Raw genomic sequence first — 23,062 nt, 5'->3', positions numbered from 1 at the left:
AACTAGAGTTCGAGAAACAATAGGCCGAAAGTTGTTCCGCTTGTAGGCCTTCCATCCTGTATGCCTTATCGTTCAAGGAGAATCAGGTTAACTGCAAGTTCTTAAGTGCCTCTTTTCGGCTTAAAGGCTGCAGTTCCGTACGATCTACAAACCGCACGACAAAGTCCCGATTGGTTTTTGCGTATTCCCGCAGTGCCCAGCCAATGGCTTTGCGGATAAAAAATTCCTTGTTCTCTTTTTCTTGCTGGATCACATAGGCAAGAATGTCGGTATCTGTCTCCTGTTTATAGCCAAGCTGGTAAAGAATGGCCGTCCGCTTCAGCCACATGTTGGGGGAATGGATCCATTTTTCTACCAATTCTTTTTCTCGGTGCTTATAGGTCTGGATGTAGTGCCCCATATGATGCTTCGCGATATGATCCACCGTATCCCACCATGACTTGTTCGTTATGGTTTGCTCCAGTGCGTCCAGATCTTCCTCCCGGATGGTTTGCTTCATCTTGTCCACGAGAAACATGCCAACATACTGCATTTCTCTTTCTTTGTAGTTCCAGCTTGCTTTCGTGATCTCTGGGATGCTCATTTCAGGCAATCCGTATGTTTTTACATGATTCTTCATAACGTCTTTGAGAATGGGTGACTTCAAGCCAGCGAAGGGAAATTTATTTTTCATGTATGCGGCCATTTTTAGAGCGTCTGCCGGGTTCTTCCGGCTCCGGATTTCTTCATGCAGCGTTTCCAGATACGTCATTGCCATGGGTCATCCTCCTAGGAAAGGCATTTTTTCTAAATTATAACAAATAAAAAAATGCTAGGCATCCTCTGCAGGTGTGCCTGGCATAATGGCCAATCTTATACGATTTTTCCTTTTCTCTTGGAATACCATTGGGTGAAATAGTATGCAGCGATCACGAATATAACGGACAACGGACTCACATTCCCGCCAAATTCATGCCCGCGTTCACCAAAGCCTTCCCTGCCTCTGTGTCCCTCTTCGCCAAAAGCCGGACGATCATGCTGGAATGAGCCCTGTTCAGGGGGTCCTTGCCCCTCCCTGTTCTCACTCGTGCCGTTGATTTGATCATTTTGGATCTGTCGGTTAAACGGTTTTCCACCGTCTCCATCCCCATCCCTGTCCATTCCTTTTCCAGCAGCAACTGCATTTCCCCCGGCCAAGCCGAAGGGGCTGGCTGCACGTGCCATAAATCCTGTTTCATAGATCTGAAAGAGGCCAAACACCAGGACCACCGCCATCGCTCCTGTGGCCGCCCAGTTCATCCAGGATTTCGGTTCCTTAATGGACAACATTTTTGTTCCAAACGGTGATGACCTATTTCCAATGCATTCCGACATGGATGCCAACAATGATTAAGGACAGGAACGACAAGGAGATGTGAAGCATTTTGAACCAGCCTTCATTTCCTATGTTCACGTTTGGAAAAAGCACTCTTGATACAAAAATTCCGCTGACCATGATCGTTGCCATGCAGAGGAGCAGCAGCAAATTCAAGCCGTAGCTGAAACGCGTTTTGCCCGGAAGCTTTTTATCAAAAAGTTTACGCGTTACATTCTTGATCCACCGCCAATTCATTGCCATGTGGGTTAAAAAAGCCACCCCGATGGCGGTACCCGCCACTTCATGAAACTTCATCCCGCCCAACACCCTTTTGTTAAAAAATAGCACGAACGTAACTGCTATGATCACATCAATCACAAACTTTACGTAGTTGATTTTCTTCATCTCTATACCCCTGTACATAGTTTCTGATTTCAATGTAATGGGGTTTCCTTAAGAAAAGCTTAATTTTAAAAAACTCATTTGATGGCTTTTTTATGTATAAAGTTTCTTCAACCGTTTAAGAATTAAATAAAAAAAGCTTTCAAAAGGGAAAAGTTGAAATTTACTAAATTCTTTTTGAATTTCCCCTTGATTTCTTCTGTGAGCGTTGTTATCATCGTATATTGTATTCGACAGTTTGATCGACAAAAATCGACATGTTATAATATAAATATTCACAATATTCTTATTCGGAGGGTTGTTTGTGTTTAACAACAAGACTCAGTCTTCACATACATTGGTTATTGGCCTTATGTTATTCGCTCTTTTCTTTGGGGCGGGTAATCTTATCTTCCCGGCCATGCTCGGACAAAGTGCCGGAAGCAACGTTTGGATTGCCAACGCTGGCTTCCTCATTACAGGTGTTGGCGTTCCGTTGCTTGGGGTATTTGCTTTCGGGATTTCCGGAAGCAACGACTTACGCGATATGGGAAACCGAGTTCATCCGTGGTTCAGTGCTCTTTATACTTTTGTTCTGTACCTGGCCATTGGTCCCCTGTTTGCTTTGCCACGTGCAGGCAGCGTTTCATTTGAAATTGGCGTAAAACCGTTTTTGCCGCAAAACAGCGGGCATTTGCCACTGCTGATTTTTACAATCGTATTTTTCAGCATCACCTGTTTGCTTTCGCTTAACCCTACAAAGATCGTTGATATTGTAGGTAAGATTTTAACACCGCTCAAATTGACGTTTATCGGTATTTTGGTGATTGCCGCATTTATTCATCCAATTGGGCCGATCCAGGCGCCGACCAAGGACTTTGCAACCAATTCCTTCTTTAAAGGGTTTCAGGAAGGATACTTGACGATGGATACACTCGCTGCCTTCGTTTTTGGCATCATCATCATCAATGCCATTAAAGAAAAAAGGGGCAGCGACAAGAAGGTGATCGCTGTTACCTGTGCGAAAGCCGCACTCATTGCTGCTTCCGTTCTCGCGATTGTCTATACCTCCCTTTCTTACATGGGAGCTTCAAGCGTTTCAAAGCTTGGCCAATTGAGCAATGGCGGTGAAGTTCTTTCCGCTGTAGCCAACTATTATTTCGGGTCGCTTGGAAATGTGTTTTTGGGCTTAATGATTACGGTGGCTTGCCTGACCACAAGTGTGGGTCTGGTGACAGCCTGTTCATCGTATTTCCATAGCATTTTTCCAAAACTATCGTACAAAGGCCTCGCGATTGCACTTTCTGTTTTCAGTGCATTGACCGCCAATCTAGGGTTAAATGAATTGATCGCCATTTCTGTTCCGGTACTGACCGCCATTTATCCTCTGGCAATCATGCTTATCGTTCTAAGCTTTGCACACAACCTGTTTAAAGGACGCAGACAGGTTTACCAAATCAGCTTACTGTTTACGTTTATTGTTTCTGTATTTGATGGTTTAAATGCAGCCAAGCTTTCTATCCCGGCTGTCAATTCCTTTTTCTCACATGTGCTGCCGCTCTATGATGCAGGACTTGGCTGGGTGGTTCCGGCCATCGTCGGAGCATTCGTTGGTCACCTCGTAGGCTTGATTTCGGGAGTACAATCGCAAGTGGCTGCCGGCCAGAATCGTGACAGGCAGGTTTCTTAACGATTATTAACTTTTTATATTTTTGAACAGCTAAAACTCTTTCGTTGCTAATAAGCATCGCAAGAGTTTTTTTGTTTACCTGCTATAAATTAATGAGAGTTTGAATCTTCTAAAAATATCAACAGAAGCTGTTTAAAAGTTTGGTTAATCGGGAAGTTATTTAAACTATAAAAATTTTAAATTACAAACAAGAAGATCTTTAGGTTTCCAAACGTCCTTGGTTAAAAACAGCTGAATGAGAAATTCTCATTCAGCTGTTTGCTGTCCTCTGTTCACCGCACCGTTCAGGTAATCGGAGGTGGTAAACGCTCCCACAGGAGGTATCTGGCTTTCGCCTTGTGGTATGCCGCCTCCCTGTCCAAGGGGCGCATTGGTGGAGGCCACCCATGTTCCATACTCACCGGCCATCATGGACGTTTGCTTCATCTGCAGCCGTCCGTTAATCAGAAAATGCCGGGTGTTGATAGAAGGATCGTCATAAATAGAGAGATTGCCCGAAAAAGTGGCGTACGGCGAATCAAACATAATATGCCTCGTGTTCTCCGTCCAGTAGCCTTGAATTGGAATCGGCACTCCCCTGAAATTGATGCTTCCTTCAATTTTTTGATCCATGATCGAATCGATTTCTACCGTTCCCCAGATAAGCGGCCTGCCGCCGACTTCTGCGCTGATCCCCCAGCGGGATGGGATGGGTAACGTGATATTCATTGCTGTCCGCTCCCCTTTTTATATCATTTCAGCCTGCGTACCAGTATATGAACGATTGGGAAAACGGGTCCCTAATTAGCTATCAATCCTGAGATAACCACGACGAAAAACATAACAATTCCAAGGATCCAACCTACTTTTTTATCCCTTTTCGACGGGGGCGGAGCTGAAAAAAAGAAAGAAATTTGACTCCGATAATGATAAAAGCGATCATGAGTATGATTCTAAAGAGCAGCGTTAAAAATCCGCATATACTCACCTCCTATTGCTTACTTCTAAAATTCACTATATATGGAATACCCTTCGTAAAAATTTCGAGTACTAAATAAAAAAGCCCTAACATGGAGGGGCTTCCACTTGCTATAGAACCTTATGTACGGTCTGAAACTCATTAACAATTCTTTGGTTCCTCCCTTTTTCCTTGTGCAAAGGCAGCCGCAAGGAGAAAAAGGAAAGCGAGTCCATAGCCAATGGTTGGCGCATACTCAACGTATTGATGGAACCCCATACCCCCTGAGACCGATGCAGAAGAAAGAAGAAGGAACATGACCGTGTAATTTTTGGATCGTTTCATTTCAGGCACCTCCTGTTTCTCTCATTATACTATAATATGAATATTATCTTTTTAGATCGGAGGTAGATATCTTGGATCTGTATTCTCCTTATTTCCGAAGCATCCGGCTGAACCGGGACAAGGTTCCGGGATTCAATTCTTTTCCTTTCAATTTGGCGGCTGTAAAATCGTTGAACGAATTCTGGACGAGCCGGAAGCTGCCCTTTCTCCCCTCAGGCAGCTGTCCATGGTTTCCAGGATTCATGAGCTCGTCAGCGACCATTCGCAATTTATTATTGCAACCCACTCGCCCATTATAATGGCGTATCCTTCAGCTAAAATCGTGGAACTGACTGGAGATGGGATGCAAGAGGTGAACTTGGAGGAAACCCAGCATTATCAAGTGATGAAGCAATTTTTTGATGATCCTGACCGTATGATGCATCATTTGCTTAAGCCCTGAATCTCTTTACTATTTATCTGCAATCCTGTCTTGAACGGCTGTATCCAGCAGCTGGCTGCATTGATTTAAGTAAGATTGTTCGTCTGCAAGTCTTTGGACCAGCTTCTCATGGGTCTTTTCGCGTTCCGAAATCATTCTGCTGACTTCCACGGGGTTTGTGCCTCCCTGAATCCTTCGCCGCTGCACAAATTCCAGGGGATTTGTGATTGCCGCCCACTCTTCGTTGGTTAAAGTCACATCAAAAAATGGTTTGATCCAGCCGTTTACCGTGTCTGCCGAGACTTCATACAGCTCTTTACCGGCTGCTGCGCAATTTTTAGAAACCACACTGGCAATTTGGTGGGCTTTGCGGAAAGGCACTTCCTTATCGCGGGCCAGCACATCTGAAAGCTCGGTGATCGTGATGAAGGACTGGTTTGCCCGCTGTTTCATTTTTTCTACATCCACTTCCATCGTTGTGATTACAGCTTTCATGAGCTTAAGGACGCGGGAGGCTTTTTCATAGCTTCGGTACAAGTGAGGCTGCAGGTCATCCTCTGTATCCACGATATCTCCAAACGGCGTATTGTGGATCATATGAATGGCGGCCATCGCTTCGGCAGCGGCCGAACTGGCCAACGAGCGGGAATGTTCAATCGACACCGGATTTCGTTTTTGCGGCATGATGCTTGAAATCTGCACGTAGGGATCGGCTACACGAATAACACCAAACTCACGTGTAGCCTGCTGAAGAAAATCCTGAATCCAGCGGCCGGTATCGGTCATGAGGATCATTACAGCAGATGCCGTCTCCAATAAGTAGTCTCCTCCTGCAATGGCATCATAGGAGTTTTCAACAATACTTCTAAACCCAAGAAGTTCACGGATCCGGTCTCTGCTGATGGGAAAGCTTGTCGTGGAGAGCGCAGCCGCGCCCATCGGAGAAGCATTAACCGTGTGATAAGCTGACCAAAGCCGGCGAATGTCCCGGTCCAGTATGTCGTAGACCGCCAACAAATAATGGCCAAGCGTGGTGGGCTGGGCCGGCTGGGTATGAGTATAGGCGGTCATCACAGTTTCGGTATGCTCCTTTGCCTGTTCCAACAGCGCATCACCAAGCCCGAGTGCATGATCAATGAGCGTTAAAATATGCCGCCGTAACACAAGCCGGTACATCGCGACACCCATATCATTCCGGCTTCTGGCGATGTGAACTTTCCCAGCAAGGTCCGGACCGATTTCATCAGCAAGCCTGCTTTCCATCATAAAAAATAGGTCTTCAAAAAGAGGATCATAAATCAGCTGGCTGCAGTCGATCTGCCTTACTTTTTCCACACCGGCCAGAATCCTCGCCGCTTCCTCCTTTTTAATGATATTCTGCTCGGCAAGCATCACGACATGCGCCCTGTGAATGGCAAACATCTCTGTAAACAGGTAATCGCGCTGATCATTGAACACATGCTTTAGTAAATGTTCCTCATACGTTTTCCCCGGAAATGTTCGTCCTTCTTCCTTTATAAATGCTTCCTTAAATTTCATTTTTAGTGTCCTCCTTCTGCATTAGAGGGACCGCTCGGCTTTGATGCCGAAAAACTTGTTCGAAATGAACAGCACCAGGCCGATCAGGCTGATTTGAATCATTCCATAGGCGGCCGCCTGCCCCATGTTGAACATGCGGAGCTGGTTCATAATTTCAATTGAGATCGGCCGGTTGCCGAGCGTATACAGCAAAACCGACGTGGGAAATTCGCCGACCGCTTCCACAAATGCCAGCAGCGTGCCGGCCATCACTCCCGGCATCACAAGTGGAAGCACGACTCTCCGAAACAGATAAAACCACTTGGCCCCGAGGTTGCGGGCCACTTCTTCAAGGGAGTCATCCAGCTGTTCGAGTGTCGCGTTAGTCGAGCGGACAACCAGCGGGATATGCCGGATAAAATAGGCAAGCGGCAAAATCCAGAAGGTGCCCACCAGGATATGCCCAAACGTAAATATGGAGGATTCATTAAACGCCAGCACGAGATTCATCCCCACCACCGTAGCAGGCAATGCCCACGGAAGCATCACCATAATATCCAGCATATTCTTGCCGACAAACTTTCGTTTCACGAGGACATAGGACGTCAGCACGCCAAACACCAGATTTCCGAGCGTGGCCAGAAACGCCAGAATCAAACTGTTCCGCACCGGGTTCCATATTTTTGGCTCTGTAAATAAAAATAAATAATTTTCTCCATTAAACGCGGAAGGATAGGTTTGATACGTCCACGTGCCGTCCGGGACGAGCGACAGGATCAAAATGGTCATGTGCGGAAGAAGAAGAATGATGACACCCACAATCCCAACCGCAACCATCAGTCCTTTTAACAAAGGATTTTTGATTTCACTGCGGTGAGCGCCAATCCCTTTGGTGGCCATCCGGTAATCACGACGGTTCTGGTACCATCTCATGAACAGCAAAAATGAGATGGATACGATGGATAAAATGACAGATTGGGTGGCAGCCATGGACAGGTTGCCGTTGACTTTTGAAAAATAGATTTGCAGACTGAGCACCCTGAAGCCCCCCGCCAGCAGGAAAGGAGCACTAAAAGAAGCCATGGAGGTCATAAACACCAAAAGCGATGCTCCCACAATCGCGGGGGTCAAAAGGGGAAGCGTCACCTTTCTGAACACGGTCATCCGGCTGGCGCCCAGGTTGTATGCCGCTTCCTCAAGAGAGGGATCAATGCTCCGGATTGTGCTCGAGACGGTCATATAAAAGTAAACGTACATCGTATACGCATGAACGATAAGGATGCCGGACACACCGCCGATTTTAAACGGCACATTTTCCAGTCCGAACAGGTCTTTCATCGCATTGGGAACAAGCCCCGACTCTCCGTACAAAAACATGAACGCCATTACTCCAACAAGTGACGGAAGAACAATTGGAAGGATGGCAGCGCTCGAGAAGAAACTCCTGCCCGGAAATTCATATTTGTTAAAAATAAAGGCAAGCGGCACACCGATCAGGGCGGAAAAGAAAACACTCAAAAGGGAGATATAAACCGAATTCCAAAGCGCCTGCAGGTTGGACCGGCTTTCAGAGGCAAAGAAATCTTTGTAATTTCCGCCGCTCCAGCCTTCCTTGTTTTGAAAGCTCTCAATCAGTGTGCGCAGCGATGGATAGAGAACGTACGCCACCAGAACAAGAACAACCGGGATTAAAAGGAGAAGTGTGAAACGATGGTCCCGGTTCTTCATGAAATCCTCCGTCCTTCCTTTGGCTCCAGCACACGCGGAACGACACGCACACGGGATTCAGGGAGCCTTACCCACACCCGGTCCCCGGGCTCGGGCTCCGGTTGTGCCATGGTGTTCAGCACCATCGCCTGCACCACTTTTCCACCAAGTGAGATAAAGAGATTAAGAGAGGCTCCCGTGAACTGGGCCAGCTCGATGGTCCCCTCATACACGTTTTGCAGATTTACAGGGGGCTCCCCGTACACCTCTACTGCCTCGGGCCGTATCGAAACGGACAAAAGCTCTTCTTCAGAAAACGCAGCCGGCATCTCTGCCATAAGCCTCTTGTTGTTGTCATCCTCCCATGAAAACTGAAGTATTTCTCCTTCCCGCCCCTCCATCTGGATCGGAATCAAGTTCGTCTCCCCGATAAAAGAGGCCACAAAGTCATTGGCCGGTTCGTTGTAAATTTCTTTGGGCGTGCCGATTTGCTGGCATTCTCCCGCATTAAACACAGCGATCCGGTCGCTCATCGAGAGCGCCTCGATCTGGTCATGCGTAACATAAATGGTGGTAATTCCATAGTCCCGCTGCAGCCGCAAAATTTCCGTTCTCATCTCATCTCTCAGCCTGGCATCCAGGTTACTTAGCGGCTCATCGAGCAACAGGATTTCCGGTTGAATGACCAGAGAGCGGGCGAGGGCCACCCGCTGCTGCTGGCCCCCGCTCAACTGGCTAACCTGCCGCTTGATAAAAGCATTCAGCCGGACTTTGGCAAGCGCTTCCTCTACTCTCTTTTTCACCTCGGCCGATGCCAGCTTCCGGACCTTCAAACCGAATGCGACATTTTCATAAACCGTCATGTGCGGAAACAGGGCATAATTTTGAAAAACCATGCCGGTATTACGCTTTTCCGGGGCGACTTTCGTCATTTCCCGGTCCCCAAAGAAAATGGAACCTGTTGTAGGGTAATAAAATCCGGCAATCATCCGGAGTGTCGTCGTTTTTCCGCAGCCGCTCGGACCCAGAAAGGTAAAGAATTCCCCTTTTTGAATGTCCAGACTGAGTTCTTTTACCGCCTGAACGGTTTTAAATGACTTTGTGATGTTTTTCAGCGTTACGGATGACATGTCCAGCTCCCCCTCTCCTCGAAAAACTACTCTTTTTGTTCTTTTTCTTTGTTTTTAATGTTGTTATCCCAATATTCCATCCACCCGTTGGACTTGCTTTCAAAGACCTTCCAGTCAATGTCCATGGGCTTGATTTTTGTTTCTTCAATCCATTTTGGCAGGTTATCAATATCCGTACGGGTCGGGATGCGGTAATGCTTTTCAGCGAGAATTTTGTTGGCTTCCTTGGAATTCACAAACTCATAGAACGCTTTCGCTGCTTTTGGATGTTTGGCATTTTTCACAAGAGCGATTCCTTCGGTCAGTACAGGCGTCCCGCTCTCGGGAATGACAAAGTCAAACGGATAATTTTTTTCTTCCTTCAGCATGACAACGTCCGGCATATCCCAAACCGATACCGTTCCTTCCCCTTTAGCCACTTTGCTGTACATGATTTCAGGGTTCGCGGAATACTCTTTCGTGTTGGCATCAAGCTTTTGCAGCCACTCGTAGCCTTTCTTGGGATCCTTTGAATCTTTGTAATCGCGGTATATCATTGCGGAGAAAATGGTATTCATCGTTCCGGATGCGAGAGGATAACGAATAATAATTTTATCCTTCCATTTGGAATCCAAGAGGTCATCCCAGTCCTTTGGCGCTTCTCCCTTTGACAGCTTCTTGCTGTTGTACATGATGACTTCGGGCGTCTGGCTCGTTCCGCTCCATGCCCAGTCTTTGTCATGAAACTCATCTTCGAGTGCCTTGGCGTACGTTGGTTTATACGGCTCGAGCAGCCCTTCCCCCTTCGCCTGGTTGAACATGACAGAAGGAGCGCCCCACCAAACATCGGCCTGAGGATTTTTCTTTTCCGAACGAACCCGGTCCAGCACTTCCTGGGATCCGATATCGAGCCATTCCACATCGACATTCGGATTTTTAGCTTCAAACTTTTTTTCAAATTCCTGCAGAATATCCTTGCCGTGCGGTGAATAGATGACAACCTTTTCTTCCAAATTACTCTTGCTTTTATCTCCGCTCGCTTTGTCAGTCTGGCTGCCCGCCATGCATCCGCTTAAGAGCAGCGATAAACTGACAACAGCACCTGCTATAGAGGATAATGCTTTTTTTCCAGCCATTACGGTTCACTCCTTTAAAAAAATAATTAGGGAAAACAGGAGAGGCGCTGCTCTCCTGCTTCCGTTCCTTACTGCTCTTTGGAGTAATCAATTAAATTCGTAAAAATCCGGTATCCGCCCGGCACGTTGTTTTGGATTTGGCGGTACCATACGAGATTGGTATACAAATAGCTTCCTTTTCCATAGTCCGTCATCAAAATGCCTCCGTTAAATGGCTGCTCACCGGGATCGGCCATACTGACAAACGTCTCAAAATGGTTGTCCCAATCACTTGGGTAATAGAGACCCCGTTCCTGTACCCAGTGGTCCCAGTCACTGTCGGTAATTTTGTTTGGTGTATTAAATAAAGGATGTTCCGGCTTTGTCATCGTTACCTTTGCATTCTCGTCCGTTACCCTCCAGCGGATAGACGGGCTGCCGATCACAAGCTTGTACGGCGCTGATTTTTCAGCATCCCACTTGTCTTCCGGCTTGTGATATTGAACCACCAGGTGACCGCCATTTTTCACAAAATCCAGCAGCTTGCTGTTATTTTGAAGCAAATCCTCCCTGGAGAGGTATGCCCTTATGCCGACCACAATCGTGTCGAATTGGGAAAGGTCCGCTGATTCCAGCTCACCCTTTTCAAGGGAGACAACGTTCATTCCTACCGCACGCAGCTTGCCGGACACGCTGTCAAACCCGCTTTCCACATAGCCGATTTTTTTATCCACATCAAAGTGGAGTGGAAAAGCGGTTGCTTTCGTTCCCGCATCATACAAGTAATAGAAGGTGCCAATATGAGGGTACGAGATGACCTGAACCGATGTGCTCAGCTGTTTTCCGTTCACCCTGGCTTCCGGCTGGAGGTTGTAGTCGTTCTCTTTTACCGATTGAGGAAGGTCTATGGTAAACGTGGCACTTTGAACTTCACCCTTCTCCTTGAAGGTAATCTCCTGATCATTGTTGGTCACGTTCCAGCCTTCTGGGGCATTAAGATGCAGCACCGCTGATTCTTTTCCGGCAGTATTGTTTTTCGCTTCTACCTTCACTTGGATTGAATCTTTCAGGTCGGCCGTATTGACCACCAGGCTCTCCGGATCATTTGTAACCGATACATCCGGCAGGACCGCTGCTGTCTGTTCCGGTTCATACGTTTTTTGTGATGTTGTTCCATGAACCTTATAAGCAATACTGGCCGTGATGACAGAAGGATCATACGGCTGATAATAAGAAGCATTCTTCGCAACCTTAATTCCGTACGTGAATTTTTGCGATTGGCCGCGCTTCAGCTTTGTTTTTGGTACATTCCCCGCCTGTTTCCAGCCTTTTGGCAGGTGAAGGGCTGGCTTCACGTATTTGAGCGTTTGCTTTCCGTTATTTTTTACAGTGACGGTGACTCTTGCAGAGCCGCCCTGAACAAGTACAGGCTGGTTGAGATCCACACGCACATCCACATTGGATGCTTCTGCCGCCAAATTCATAAGCTGCTTTTCTTTAATATCGAGACGGAAAAGCAAATCACTCTTTGTTTCCGTTGGCATTGAGCTGTTTTTCACAAGTTTCTCCAGCTTTTCGGTATGCTTGATGGCCGGATATACATCTTTGGCAATCGCCGCTCTGTTCGGATATTCTTCAATCATCCCATCAAACTCTTCCTGCAGCTTTACCAGCTTCTTCTTCACACGTTTATCGCTGAGCGTGCCGGCATACTCTTTAAAATCATAAGGAATCTCATTAAAAAGAGTTTGTTCTTTTCCCGGTGTTCCCACTCTGGATTTCTCAAGCTTCAGGTTGATGGTTCTTGGTACAGCAGGTATGTCCTGGCCCATCCCCTGGCTTTTGTGTAGAAAACGGGATTCTTCACCGATTTGCGGATAGGTTTTGCCATATACGTCATCCATCATGCCGATTTCAAAGGAAGTGGTCGCATTTTTCTGGTCGGAGGGCAGATAAAGCTTCTTGATGGCCCATGGCTTGAGCCCTTCTTTCAGCTGCTCCGGAAACACATTGGGATCTGCAGCATCCTGATAGGCTTTAATCGTCAGGTAATTCATCGTTCTGTGGTGGCCGTGCTCCGTATCCACATCCAAAAACGAGGGCATAACAATATCCGGGCGGTATGTACGAATCATGCGGATGACCCGTTCATAGGCAGTTTGTTCTCCCCATTTCGCCAGCGTTTCTTCTTTTGATTTGGAGAACCCAAAGTCATAAATTTCATCGCTCGGTTTGCGGCTGAGGTGGTACACCGTTACCCCTGTCACTTTTGAGGCTTCAATCAGCTCTCTTGAACGAATGATGCCGAGCGCATTTCCGAGCTCGTTACCGATTTCATTCTGGCCTCCTTCTCCACGGTTCGCGATCAGGCTCGCCGTCCTTACCCCTTTTCCACGGGATAAGTAGGCAAGCAGGTCGCTTCGCTCATCATCCGGATGGGCGCCTGTATTGAGGAAACTGATGATGGTATCAAGGGGCTTTAACGCACTCCATAGATCTTTCGGCTTTTCACTTGCTGTTTGTTCCTGCGCACTCGCTGGAACCATCAAGATAGAGGTCAACAGGACAGATATCATAACAGCCATGAAACGTTTCATGAATCCATCTCCTTTTTACAGCTCTTTAAGTACACTTTCCGTTTCCCTAAGCACAAGCGATACAGCACCGACAACCCCGAGGTTTTCTCTCAAAGCTGTGGGAAGCACCGGGGCCGATACCGGAGCAAAATCTTGGATGGTCTTCTGAATCCTGGGCAAAAACCAATCTGCACTTCTTGAAATGCCACCTCCTAAAAGAACAACTTCAGGATTTATAATTGAAATCATGTTGGCTGCAGCAAATCCAATATGATCAATTACCTCATCAAGGACCTTACCTGCTGCCCGGTCTCCATCCTTCGCTTTTTGAAAAACATCCTTTGCGGAGAAATGATTTGGAAAGAGCGACTCTGGCTGGTCTTTTAGTTCCTGCTTCATGCTCTGGACGATTCCGGCGCCTCCCACATATTGTTCTAAAAAGCCGTACCCCTCATGTGGTGGCGGAAGGTCTGCACATCTCGCTTTAGCCATATCCGTGACCATATAGCCGATTTCGCCTGCAGCCCAAGTCGCTCCACGGTAAAGCTGGCCATTGATCAGCATTCCGCACCCTACTCCAGTACCAATGGAAATCAGCACCACATGGTCCATCCCTTTGGCCGCGCCAAGCCACTGTTCACCAAGGACAGCCACATTCACATCGTTATCCACCATGACCGGCCACGGAAATAAAGCCTCCGCCTCTTTTTTTAAAGGATACTGCGTCCAGTTCAAACTAGGGGCATCAATTACTACTCCTCTTTCTGTATCCGTCATTCCGGGCGCGCCAATGCCCATGCCGAGGATGTCATCAGGATTTAGGGAAGCTTGATTCAAAAGGTTTTCTACGTTTTGCTTCAATGCTTTCAAAAGCGATTTCTTTTGGGTTTGGGTTGGAAATTCATCGGCAGCAAGCAATTGGCCATCGAGATCACAGATGCCCGCCCTTACCTTTGTGCCCCCCATATCGATTCCGATGACGTGAGCCGCCCTGGAGTTGAATAACAGCTGGATAGGCTTTCGCCCGCCAGCCAGGCCGGCGCTTCCCGGTCCGACTTCTTTTAGCCAATTTTCCTGAAGAAGCTCCTCCACAAGGGCAGAAACGGTCGGTTTGGACAGCTGAAGCTGATCGGCGACTTCAGAGCGTGAGATCGGTCCTTTTTCTTTTACACAACGGAGAACACATCGCTTGTTCTTTTCCTTCATAAAGGCGGTCCCGCTCTTGTGATTGGATTTCATCACTTCTCTCCTTTTATTTAGTCTTCCTTTGATCAATGGGATGATGAAGCCTCTTGATGTGGAAATAAAAGTGGGGATAAAAAAATGGTTAGTTAGTAAAGATGCCTAACTTTGCGTCCATTGTAAGAGACGTATTCTGAAAATTCAATCACAAAGGCTTCGTTTTTCCAAAATGAGGAAATGGTCGTGGGTGTTAGGCAGGGGGAGGTAGATAGGAAGCAGGGTGGCATAGTAAGTTGGAACCAAGGTGGGTGATTAGTTGCGGATTGGAGCACATTACTAGCGGTTCGACAAAAAATAGTTGCATATCACGTCATTTTCATAAAGAACAAAAAAAGAGAAAGCATCTTCTGCCTTCTCTTCCTCTTTTAAATGATTAAACTCTTTTTGGAGCCAGTTCAACCGCCTGGCGAAGCGCCTCGGACATGCTTTTTTCTTCGGCAATGCCTTTTCCGGCAATATCGAAGGCTGTTCCATGATCGACGCTGGTACGGATGATCGGAAGCCCGACGGTAATGTTCACGCCTGCATCGAGCCCGAGCACTTTTACCGGCCCGTGGCCCTGGTCATGGTACATGGCGACGACGATATCAAAGTCACCGCGAACTGTGCGGAAAAACAAGGTGTCTGCAGGAAGCGGGCCAACTACCTTAATGCCCTCTTCCTGAGCTTTCCGGACGCCTGGGATTACTTTTTCTTCTTCCTCCCCATAGCCGAACAATCCATTTTCACCGGCATGCGGGTTAATACCGCAGACCGCAATCCTCGGTGTTTCAATGCCTGACTTTTTCAATGTATCATGAGCCAGTTTGATGACACGGTACACTCGTTCAGGATTGATCATCTTCACCGCATCCAAAATGCCAACATGAGTGGTCACATGAATGACTTTTAAATTCGGCGCAGAAAGCATCATGGAAAATTCGTCGGTGTTGGTCAATTCAGCAAGGATTTCGGTGTGGCCAGGATACTTGTGGCCGCCTTTATGCAATGCCTCTTTATTAAGAGGAGCAGTACAAATCGCATCAATTCTCTTTTGGTTGGCCAGGTCAATGGCTTTGCTTAAATATTCAAACGCAGCATGTCCGGCAATGGAGGACACTTCTCCTACCGGAAGATCTCCAGGTACAAGATTCAGATCCAGACAGTAGACCGTTCCAAACTGAAAATCAGGGTTGTCCAGTTCTTCTTCTGTGATCGTTTGAACGGCAAGCTCACTGTTCACATAGCTTTTTGCACGCTCGAGTATTTTTGCATCACCGATCACAAACGGTGCACAAAGATCATAAATTTCCTGGTGAGCGAGACTTTTTAAAATAATTTCCGGTCCAACTCCGGCTGCGTCTCCCATAGTAATTCCGACAATACTTTTATGATCTTGACTCATATTCCAGCACCTCTCCTGTCATGTATTTCAACGCGTGTACCAAGGATTGTTCGTTTCCGAATCCACCAGCCTTGGTGACCGCCCAATATTCACTGTTTTCGTTGCTTAATTTGCCGATCGGCAAGCCTGCCTCGATTTCGGACCGGAGCTCCATCCTGTCCATGCCAAGCTCTGAACATACCGCCTTAGCCGTATCTCCACCTGTCAAAACCAGTCCCTGTATGGCAGGAAACTCAATTAAAAGGCTTCGGGCAATGCGGCCAAGCTCTCTTGAAATGGCTTCACCAATCTGATTTTTGTCCATGTTCAGTTGAACACTGAGCTTTTCTGCAGCTTTCCTATTCTCCTCGCAGCTGTCAACATAAAGGAGAAAATGCTTTTGTTCCTTCTTTTGCTTTACCTCATCCACAATCGTCTGCACATCATATGTTTCTTGGATAAGATCGGCAGGATCCATTTCGAGCATGCAGACGTCATTCATTTCTTTTACCCTGTCAAGCTGGGTTTTTGTTGTCCCTGACAAGCTCGCAGAAACGGTCAGGGTTTTTCCGATTTCCCTTGTTTCATCATTCGCTTCTTTGGGGGGTTGCAGGCCAAGCGCATCCGGAAGGTATTCAATCAATCCTGCTGATCCTGCCCACAGCGCTTTTTTTTGGAAGGATGCAAATACAGATGCTGTTTTCTTTAAATGCTCTTCGGTTTCAGCATCACAGACAAACCATGTTTTCCCTTCATCCAGCGCTTGAGCGACAGCTGCTTTGACCTCCGGAATCGAACGGGACAGCAGCTGTGTATCGATCGTTTGAATCTGACCAGTAGCATGCCCCGTAAGAAGTGTGGGAATATGGCTTTCGTTCACTGGCGTTTTTGGGTCTCTCCCAAACTCCGTTTTTTCCACAGGACATCCGTCAACAAACAGAGTGCCGTTGATGGTCTGCCTTTTGAGCTTCGGGAAGGCCGGAGAAATCACTACCATTTCCGGCCTGTAGCCGTCACTTACGGCTTTCAGCTCGCTTCCGATATTCCCCCTGAGGGTAGAATCCATTTTTTTATATACATGGACATCCTCTCTGTTTTCAAGAAAGGTAACCGCCTGCCGTGCCCGGTCATATGCTGTTTCTTCCTGTACAGCCCGGCTGTCCGTATCATAAATCACCACATCAGCCCGATCTCCCTCTCCCCGGGAGGCATCAAACCAAACGTTGGACCGAAAGCCTTGTTTTGACAATTGGACGCCGGAATCATTTGCACCCGTGAGATCATCCGCCAGTATAAATAATTGCATGTAAGAAAACCCCTTTTTTAAAAACTTTTTGATCGTTAATGTGAGACGTTGACTTCTCCCCGGGTGTTTTTCTTTTGTGTGCGTTTAGCGAGCCATGCGGTCAGGATTGGCGTAAGAATAGCGGTGACAACAACCGCTGCGGTCACCTGCAGTGTCGCAACCGCCGCCACTTCTTTATAGCCTGTAAATACGGCCGCCACTGCCAATGGCACCGCAGAAGCGTTGCCGGCTGTAGATGCAGCTGCCACCCCTGCTACACCGTCGCCTCCAGTTATACGGTCTGCTGTGAAAAGAACAATGCCTGTGATAAGAACAACACCCAACCCAAGGATGATTCCGGAGGCTCCAGCCTGGACAACCTTGGTTAAATCAATACCCGCACCCAGTGCAAGGGCAAACAGTGGAATAATTACATCTGAAGCCTTGCTTAAGAAAGTACGCATGTCTTCGTCCAGGTTTCCAAGGATCATACCGAGAATCAACGGAAGGATGGCAAAGACAAATGCCAATAACGGGAAGCTGGCGAGACCTGCCACCCCAAGAATCAACATCGTAAAGAATGGTCCTGACTCCAATGACATAATGGAATAGGCTGCGACGTCTTCATTTTTCTTGCCGAGCTGGCCCATTAATGCCATGTATAATCCGCCGTTTGTATCCGAGAAAGCGGCTACAATCGCAAGCGCGGAAAGTCCGAGAAATAAATGATTCTGATCATGAGCGAGGGCTTTGATCAGCAACGCTACAATAAGAGCGGTTCCAATTTTACCAACCCATAAGGATACTCCCTTTTTCAATATATAGCCAGTCGCCTCAAACCGAATGGTTGAACCGAGGCACACATAAAATGCCGCCAGTAACGCCGAAGTTCCAGTTAACAACCCGCCCGTAAAGGAGCTTTTGAATTCCGGCAAATCAAATAGTTCCGGGAAAAATGTTTTTATCAATGCACCAATCAGCAATGGAATCAACATCATGCCGCCGGGAATGCGTTCAATCGTTTGTTTAATCTTCATGTTTTAACCCCGCCTTTTTATCGTTTAAATATTAAACATCAATTATTGAGGAAAACGTTTTCACTCATGATAATAAACCTCTTTTATAAAAAAACGCAAGAGAAATGTTTAAATTCAATAAAAATAGTTTAATTTTTAAACACAAAAAAAGAAAGCTGAATTATTTTTTCAGCTTCCTCCATAAGGTGGCACGGGTAATTCCCAGACGCTTGGCCGCCCGTGTTTGATTGTATTCTTCTTCCTTTAAAACGAGATGAATGATTTTCTCTTCGATTTCGTTCATGGTTCCCTGCAGCAGATGAGAGACATCCTTTTCCTCACTTGCTTCATTCTGCTTAAATAGTTCGAGAACAGCCTTTTTTTCCAGACTGTATCCTTTTTCTTTGACGACGGCATCCTTAATCAGGGCCTTAAGCTGTGACACATTTCCTGGCCAGTCGTATTGCACCAGCTGAGAAAGAGCATCTTCTCTGATCCGGATGGCTGTCGTACCCATTCTCTGGTGGAAACGGGCCATAAAATAGGAGACAAGTTCGGGTATATCCTCTCTTCGTTCCCTAAGGGCCGGCACTCTTATTCTGTTAAGACGGTCATGATACAGCAGACTGCTCCATCTTTCTTCGTTCGAGGTCAAGGAAGCAATAACCAAAACCCCGGATTTGCTGATTTCCATCACCTTTTGAACAAATGCTTCAGCCTGTTTTTCATCCAGCCTGTGAATCGAATGGACATAAACGGTTGCAATCGCCTGATCGAATGATAATTCCTGCAAAGTCAGGACATCACTTGCCGAAATGGATGCGAACAATCCATGAGATCCAAATTGCAGATAGTGAACATAATGGGCCAGCAGCCTCTTGCCTGTCCCTCTTTCTCCAAGCAGCAGAAGTGGTTGTGAAGATGTATAAGACGAGGCTTGCTCCACACACTCCATCATCGCCTGACTTTGATGAATCAGGAAAGGCCGGTGAGCAACGGTTTGAACCTCCAACTGGTTTTGGTCACTTGAGGACATTGTCCGCTTCACCAAAAACAGAAGAAATTCTTCCTCTCCAATTGAGATGGAATGAACGGCCAGATGCAGCCGTTCTTCCTTCTGCTGAAGAATATGATGATACGTTTTACCCGGGGAATATTCCGGCGCCTGCAAGCTTTCAAGCAGTTGATCGCTCAGTGGCCGAGCAGAAAAGGTATCCCAGTTTTCATATAAAATGGCGCCTTCTTTTGATAGAACCATCCAATCTGGCGCTGCGAGCTTGAGGATCGCCCGCTGCAGCCCTGTTTCCTGTATTTTTTTCTGCAGTACCCGATGCATGGTGCCGGCCCGCCCGAAAGCATCCATAATGGCTTCCTTGCCCGACTGGATCAATATTCCCGTTATTCCATTGTGTCCAGCGGCATCGACAGTGACCACATCCCCCATGATCAGCTCATACCCTTCCCGCTTCAGCCGCTGTACAAGAGGAATCGTCTCCTTTTCCGTTTCGATGGTGAACACTTCGATCGAAATATCCAGCACGTCCGTGATCGCCCTGGCGCCGAGCGTAATGTTGGAGAAGCCGACGATGGCTTTTTTTCCGTTAAAATCATTGGCCAGTGTTAATACGCGAAGCATGTCGTATCCGGAAACGTGAACATCGATCACAGGAATCCCCACTTCGTCCTGAATCAGTTTAGCCGTACCTCCACGGCTAATGATCACCTCATAGCCTTGCTTTTCCGCCTTCCTGGCGATTTCCACACCTTCTTGCAAATTTCCGATTTCAATATGTACATCCAGCTCATCCTGCTCACTGGCGCTGTTTTCTATTAAATTTTTCATGGTGGCATATGGAGCCACGAACAGTGTTTTGATTTTCATTAGGCGACACCCGCTGTTTGTAAGATGATATTCTTAGTATAGCGTAAATCCGGTGAAGGTTATAAACGGATCACTGGTCGTCTGGGCAGAGACCCTGCCGGCTAAATCATGAAATAAAGAAAAAACGGCAAGGTAACGAGACTTAAAAGGGTGCTTACGAGGGTGGCACTCGAAACAAATTCCGGTTCGGTACCATATTGAAGCGCATAGATGGTCGTGTTTGCAGCTGTTGGCATGGCGGCCATCAAAATCATGATGGATTTCAAGAGATTGTCTATGGGAAGAGCAAGCGTGATCAAAAACGCAATAAAAGGCGACAATCCGAGCTTGATGGCAATGGAAAGCGAGATTTTTTCCATCTGAAGCTTTTTGATGGAGATGTTGGCCAGTGTCATGCCGAGAACAATCATGATCATAGGAATCGTTGCATTCGCAACAAGATCGATGGCTTCTGACATAGTCTTACTCAATGAAAAAGGCAACATCTGAAGTATTAAACCAGCGAAGGCTCCATACACAATGGGCAAACGGACAACGGCTCGCAGCGCAGAGCGGAAACCGTCGCTGTCAGGGCTTCCTTTAGCAGCAAAGTAAACCCCTACTGTACACATGACAAGCTGCTGGGCCACCATAAGAACAATGGCATAGTCCAATCCTGCGGCACCAAAGGCAAACAGGGCAACCGGTGTACCGTAGTTTCCATTGTTCATAAAAGCGGATGCAAGAATCATTCCACATGCCTGGCATTGATTGTATCCGCGGATAAAGCTGACCAGATAGGCCGCACCGATTAAGACAAAACATAAAGCAAAGGTAAAGATAAACATGTACACATGGGTGTGGGTAAAATGTGTTTCATAGAATGTACGAAACACCAAAAAGGGCGAAAGTAAATACACCGACACTTTGGACAGCGATTTAGGATCCAACCCAAGCGTTTTTTGCCCGACAAACCCAATGCCGAAAATAAAAAAAACCGGCAGCAATATCCCCAGTAATTCCATCGTCTTCATCCCTTATCATGTGTTTGAATTTATTATAACACCTCAATCAGAGCGACTGGACCATTAATTTACCAAAGTATGGATTTAAGCAAGATGCCGATCATTCGCTTCAGTTTTTCCATGCTGTTTTTTTCAGGTCATATGACCCTTTCCCATCCCGCCAAAAGCATAAAAAAACGGCAGACTTTCTGGCTTTTTAAGCCTTAAAAGTCCGCCGTCTGTATTATCCCTCGACTAAAACAAGGGATTTATCATCATAATTTCGTTCAATGTGTTTTTCTCCCCATGCACAGAGAGAATCAAGAATTCCCTTGAGCGACCAGCCGTATTCAGTAAGTGAGTATTCAACTTTTGGAGGAATCTGCTGATAAATCTTACGTTCAATCACACCGTCCGCCTCCAGCTCGCGAAGCTGCTGGGTCAGCATTTTCTGAGTAATCGTGGGCATGGAACGTTTAAGCTCACTTGTTCGTTTCGTTCCTTTGATGAGATGGCATAAAATCACGACTTTCCACTTTCCGCCGATCACTTCCAATGCTGCTTCTACAGGAATGTTATACTTCTTCACCATGTTTCCTCCTTACAGTTACTTTTTTGCACCTATATGTCAATAAAAACCCTATATATTTTTAACAACCGTATAAAACCTTTCACATCATACCATAAGATTCACGGTGTTTCAATAACCCGGGGACAGGCACTTTAAAGTACCTATTGCACTTATCAGTTCCTATAGAACCCGGGAGTATCTGCAGCACTTTAAAGTACGTACTTCTCAATGCGTCCGTTCTGCCCCATAATAACCCTAGTCAGCGGCACTGATTTCCGGGCCCATGTGCAGATTGAGCTGATTTATTATGGTTTACAACTTTGAAAGGAGAATTCTTATGTCTTCACATACATTTCCACAACAAACACAAACAGCTGAGAAGAAAGGAACATTTGCCCTGCTGGCACTGGCGATCAGTGCTTTCGGCATCGGCACGACAGAGTTTGTACCGGTCGGGCTCCTCTCCTCTTTGGCTGATGACTTATCGGTTTCCATTACCCTTGCCGGTCTTCTTATTTCAGGCTACGCGCTGGGTGTTGCTTTTGGCGCACCCGTCCTTACCGCGCTCACCAGCCGGCTGAACCGAAAAACGCTATTATTGCTTTTAATGATTGTCTTTATCGTCGGAAATACGGTCGCATCGCTTAGCCACAGCTTTGCTTTGCTGCTTATCGCACGCGTAATCACGGCATTTTCGCATGGTGTCTTCTTTTCCATCGGATCTACGATCGCTGCTGATCTCGTTCCGGAAAACAAAAGAGCCAGTGCGATTGCCATTATGTTTACAGGCCTTACCGTGGCAACTGTCACCGGAGTGCCGCTTGGAACCTTTGTTGGCCAAACCTTCGGCTGGAGAGCGACATTTGCCGCAGTAGCCTTATTAGGTGTAATTGCCTTTTTCGCCAGCTTGTTTCTCATACCAAACAATTTAAAAATGGGAGCAAAATCTTCCTTCCGTGACCAGTTAAAACTCGTGACAAACGGCAGACTGCTTCTTGCCTTTGCCATTACTGCTCTTGGATATGGTGGAACCTTTGTCGCGTTTACCTTCCTGGCACCTATCTTAGAGAACATCACCGGTTACCAGCCAAAGACCGTCAGCATCATTTTGCTTGTGTACGGTGCTGCCATTGCGATCGGCAATACCATTGGGGGAAAAGCAGCCGATACAAATCCGATCAAGGCGTTGTTCTGGATGTTCGTGGTTCAGGCGATCGTCCTCTTTATCCTATACTTTACTGCTCCCATGAAAGCAGTTGGAACGATCACAATTGTGATTATGGGGCTCTTTGCCTTTATGAACGTACCTGGACTGCAGGTATACGTGGTCCAGCTGGCTGAAAAATACGTCCCATCGGCGGTTGATGTTGCTTCTGCGATCAATATTGCCGCATTTAACGTAGGGATTGCGATCGGCGCCTATGTTGGCGGAATTGTCGTTGACTCCATCGGGTTAATTCACACCCCATGGGTCGGCGGACTGATGGTCGTCGGCGCTGTTCTTCTTACAGCATGGAGCCGGGCATTGGAACGAAAAACAGTTAAATAAGAGGATTTAAAAACGGGATGCGCTGGAAGCATCCCG

General features: G+C 46.9%; 20 protein-coding genes and 1 pseudogene. 3 read left to right on the top strand and 18 right to left on the bottom strand.

Annotated elements, in window-relative coordinates; translation table 11 throughout:
* Nucleotides 1–82: 82 nt before the first annotated feature.
* The 3 genes from AS030_RS16790 to AS030_RS16780 all read right to left on the bottom strand — a co-directional run bounded on the left by AS030_RS16790 (nucleotide 83) and on the right by AS030_RS16780 (nucleotide 1,741).
* Nucleotides 83–757, bottom strand: a complete 675-nt coding sequence (locus AS030_RS16790; RefSeq protein ID WP_061973724.1) for a DNA alkylation repair protein — start codon at nucleotides 755–757, stop codon at nucleotides 83–85.
* Between the two features lie 95 nt (nucleotides 758–852).
* Nucleotides 853–1,308, bottom strand: a complete 456-nt coding sequence (locus tag AS030_RS16785; protein WP_061973722.1) for a hypothetical protein — start codon at nucleotides 1,306–1,308, stop codon at nucleotides 853–855.
* A gap of 22 nt (nucleotides 1,309–1,330) precedes the next feature.
* Nucleotides 1,331–1,741: a DUF4405 domain-containing protein gene (locus AS030_RS16780; RefSeq protein WP_061973720.1), complete on the bottom strand. Its 411-nt coding sequence runs from the start codon at nucleotides 1,739–1,741 to the stop codon at nucleotides 1,331–1,333.
* A gap of 301 nt (nucleotides 1,742–2,042) precedes the next feature.
* Between AS030_RS16780 and brnQ the strand changes: the two genes are divergently transcribed.
* Complete coding sequence (gene brnQ, locus AS030_RS16775; RefSeq protein ID WP_276203867.1) at nucleotides 2,043–3,407, top strand: branched-chain amino acid transport system II carrier protein; 1,365 nt, start codon at nucleotides 2,043–2,045, stop codon at nucleotides 3,405–3,407.
* 246 nt (nucleotides 3,408–3,653) lie between these two features.
* Here the strand turns inward: brnQ and AS030_RS16770 are convergent, their stop codons facing one another.
* The 3 genes from AS030_RS16770 to AS030_RS23955 all read right to left on the bottom strand — a co-directional run bounded on the left by AS030_RS16770 (nucleotide 3,654) and on the right by AS030_RS23955 (nucleotide 4,933).
* Entirely contained in the window at nucleotides 3,654–4,115 is a 462-nt protein-coding gene (locus tag AS030_RS16770; protein ID WP_061973718.1) for a hypothetical protein, read from the bottom strand.
* A 391-nt stretch (nucleotides 4,116–4,506) separates the two neighbouring features.
* Nucleotides 4,507–4,689, bottom strand: coding sequence for a hypothetical protein (locus AS030_RS16765; RefSeq protein ID WP_061973716.1), 183 nt, complete (start codon nucleotides 4,687–4,689; stop codon nucleotides 4,507–4,509).
* 88 nt (nucleotides 4,690–4,777) lie between these two features.
* On the bottom strand, nucleotides 4,778–4,933 hold the full coding sequence (locus AS030_RS23955) for a hypothetical protein (protein WP_162264561.1): 156 nt from the start codon (nucleotides 4,931–4,933) through the stop codon (nucleotides 4,778–4,780).
* On the opposite strand from AS030_RS23955, the pseudogene AS030_RS16760 reads away from it, so the two are divergent.
* Nucleotides 4,868–5,131: pseudogene (locus AS030_RS16760) on the top strand (AAA family ATPase); the annotation flags it as partial. The gene AS030_RS23955 and the pseudogene AS030_RS16760 overlap by 66 nt on opposite strands.
* A 9-nt stretch (nucleotides 5,132–5,140) precedes the next feature.
* Here AS030_RS16760 and argH read toward each other — a convergent pair.
* From argH to AS030_RS16700, 12 genes are all read right to left on the bottom strand, one after another.
* Nucleotides 5,141–6,649, bottom strand: a complete 1,509-nt coding sequence (gene argH, locus AS030_RS16755) for an argininosuccinate lyase (protein ID WP_061973712.1) — start codon at nucleotides 6,647–6,649, stop codon at nucleotides 5,141–5,143.
* A 21-nt stretch (nucleotides 6,650–6,670) separates the two neighbouring features.
* Nucleotides 6,671–8,356 (bottom strand): ABC transporter permease, encoded by a 1,686-nt coding sequence (locus AS030_RS16750; protein WP_061973710.1) that lies wholly within the window; start codon nucleotides 8,354–8,356, stop codon nucleotides 6,671–6,673.
* A complete protein-coding gene (locus AS030_RS16745) occupies nucleotides 8,353–9,465 on the bottom strand; it encodes an ABC transporter ATP-binding protein (RefSeq protein ID WP_061973709.1) in 1,113 nt (370 codons plus the stop codon). Before AS030_RS16745 ends, AS030_RS16750 begins: the two co-directional genes overlap by 4 nt.
* A gap of 26 nt (nucleotides 9,466–9,491) precedes the next feature.
* A complete protein-coding gene (locus AS030_RS16740; RefSeq protein WP_061973707.1) occupies nucleotides 9,492–10,580 on the bottom strand; it encodes an extracellular solute-binding protein in 1,089 nt (362 codons plus the stop codon).
* 68 nt (nucleotides 10,581–10,648) lie between these two features.
* Entirely contained in the window at nucleotides 10,649–13,156 is a 2,508-nt protein-coding gene (locus tag AS030_RS16735; protein WP_061973705.1) for a PIG-L family deacetylase, read from the bottom strand.
* A 15-nt stretch (nucleotides 13,157–13,171) separates the two neighbouring features.
* Nucleotides 13,172–14,374, bottom strand: coding sequence for an ROK family transcriptional regulator (locus tag AS030_RS16730; RefSeq protein ID WP_061973703.1), 1,203 nt, complete (start codon nucleotides 14,372–14,374; stop codon nucleotides 13,172–13,174).
* 376 nt (nucleotides 14,375–14,750) lie between these two features.
* Complete coding sequence (pdxA, locus tag AS030_RS16725; RefSeq protein ID WP_061973701.1) at nucleotides 14,751–15,761, bottom strand: 4-hydroxythreonine-4-phosphate dehydrogenase PdxA; 1,011 nt, start codon at nucleotides 15,759–15,761, stop codon at nucleotides 14,751–14,753.
* Nucleotides 15,745–17,046 (bottom strand): four-carbon acid sugar kinase family protein, encoded by a 1,302-nt coding sequence (locus AS030_RS16720; protein ID WP_061973699.1) that lies wholly within the window; start codon nucleotides 17,044–17,046, stop codon nucleotides 15,745–15,747. Before AS030_RS16720 ends, pdxA begins: the two co-directional genes overlap by 17 nt.
* A gap of 35 nt (nucleotides 17,047–17,081) precedes the next feature.
* A complete protein-coding gene (locus AS030_RS16715) occupies nucleotides 17,082–18,062 on the bottom strand; it encodes a 2-keto-3-deoxygluconate permease (protein WP_061973697.1) in 981 nt (326 codons plus the stop codon).
* Nucleotides 18,063–18,222: 160 nt separating this feature from the next.
* Entirely contained in the window at nucleotides 18,223–19,923 is a 1,701-nt protein-coding gene (locus AS030_RS16710; RefSeq protein ID WP_061973695.1) for a sigma-54-dependent Fis family transcriptional regulator, read from the bottom strand.
* A 101-nt stretch (nucleotides 19,924–20,024) separates the two neighbouring features.
* On the bottom strand, nucleotides 20,025–20,927 hold the full coding sequence (locus AS030_RS16705) for an AEC family transporter (RefSeq protein WP_061973693.1): 903 nt from the start codon (nucleotides 20,925–20,927) through the stop codon (nucleotides 20,025–20,027).
* Between the two features lie 223 nt (nucleotides 20,928–21,150).
* Nucleotides 21,151–21,495 carry a winged helix-turn-helix transcriptional regulator gene (locus AS030_RS16700; protein ID WP_061974183.1) on the bottom strand — a complete coding sequence of 115 codons (345 nt, stop codon included), beginning with the start codon at nucleotides 21,493–21,495 and terminating at the stop codon, nucleotides 21,151–21,153.
* 319 nt (nucleotides 21,496–21,814) lie between these two features.
* On the opposite strand from AS030_RS16700, the gene AS030_RS16695 reads away from it, so the two are divergent.
* Complete coding sequence (locus AS030_RS16695) at nucleotides 21,815–23,026, top strand: MFS transporter (RefSeq protein ID WP_061973691.1); 1,212 nt, start codon at nucleotides 21,815–21,817, stop codon at nucleotides 23,024–23,026.
* The last annotated feature ends 36 nt before the right edge of the window (nucleotides 23,027–23,062 follow it).

Origin of the sequence: Fictibacillus enclensis (assembly GCF_001457035.1) — a bacterium.
Taxonomy (GTDB): domain Bacteria; phylum Bacillota; class Bacilli; order Bacillales; family Fictibacillaceae; genus Fictibacillus_C; species Fictibacillus_C enclensis.
This window is presented reverse-complemented; position numbering and strand designations above follow the sequence as displayed.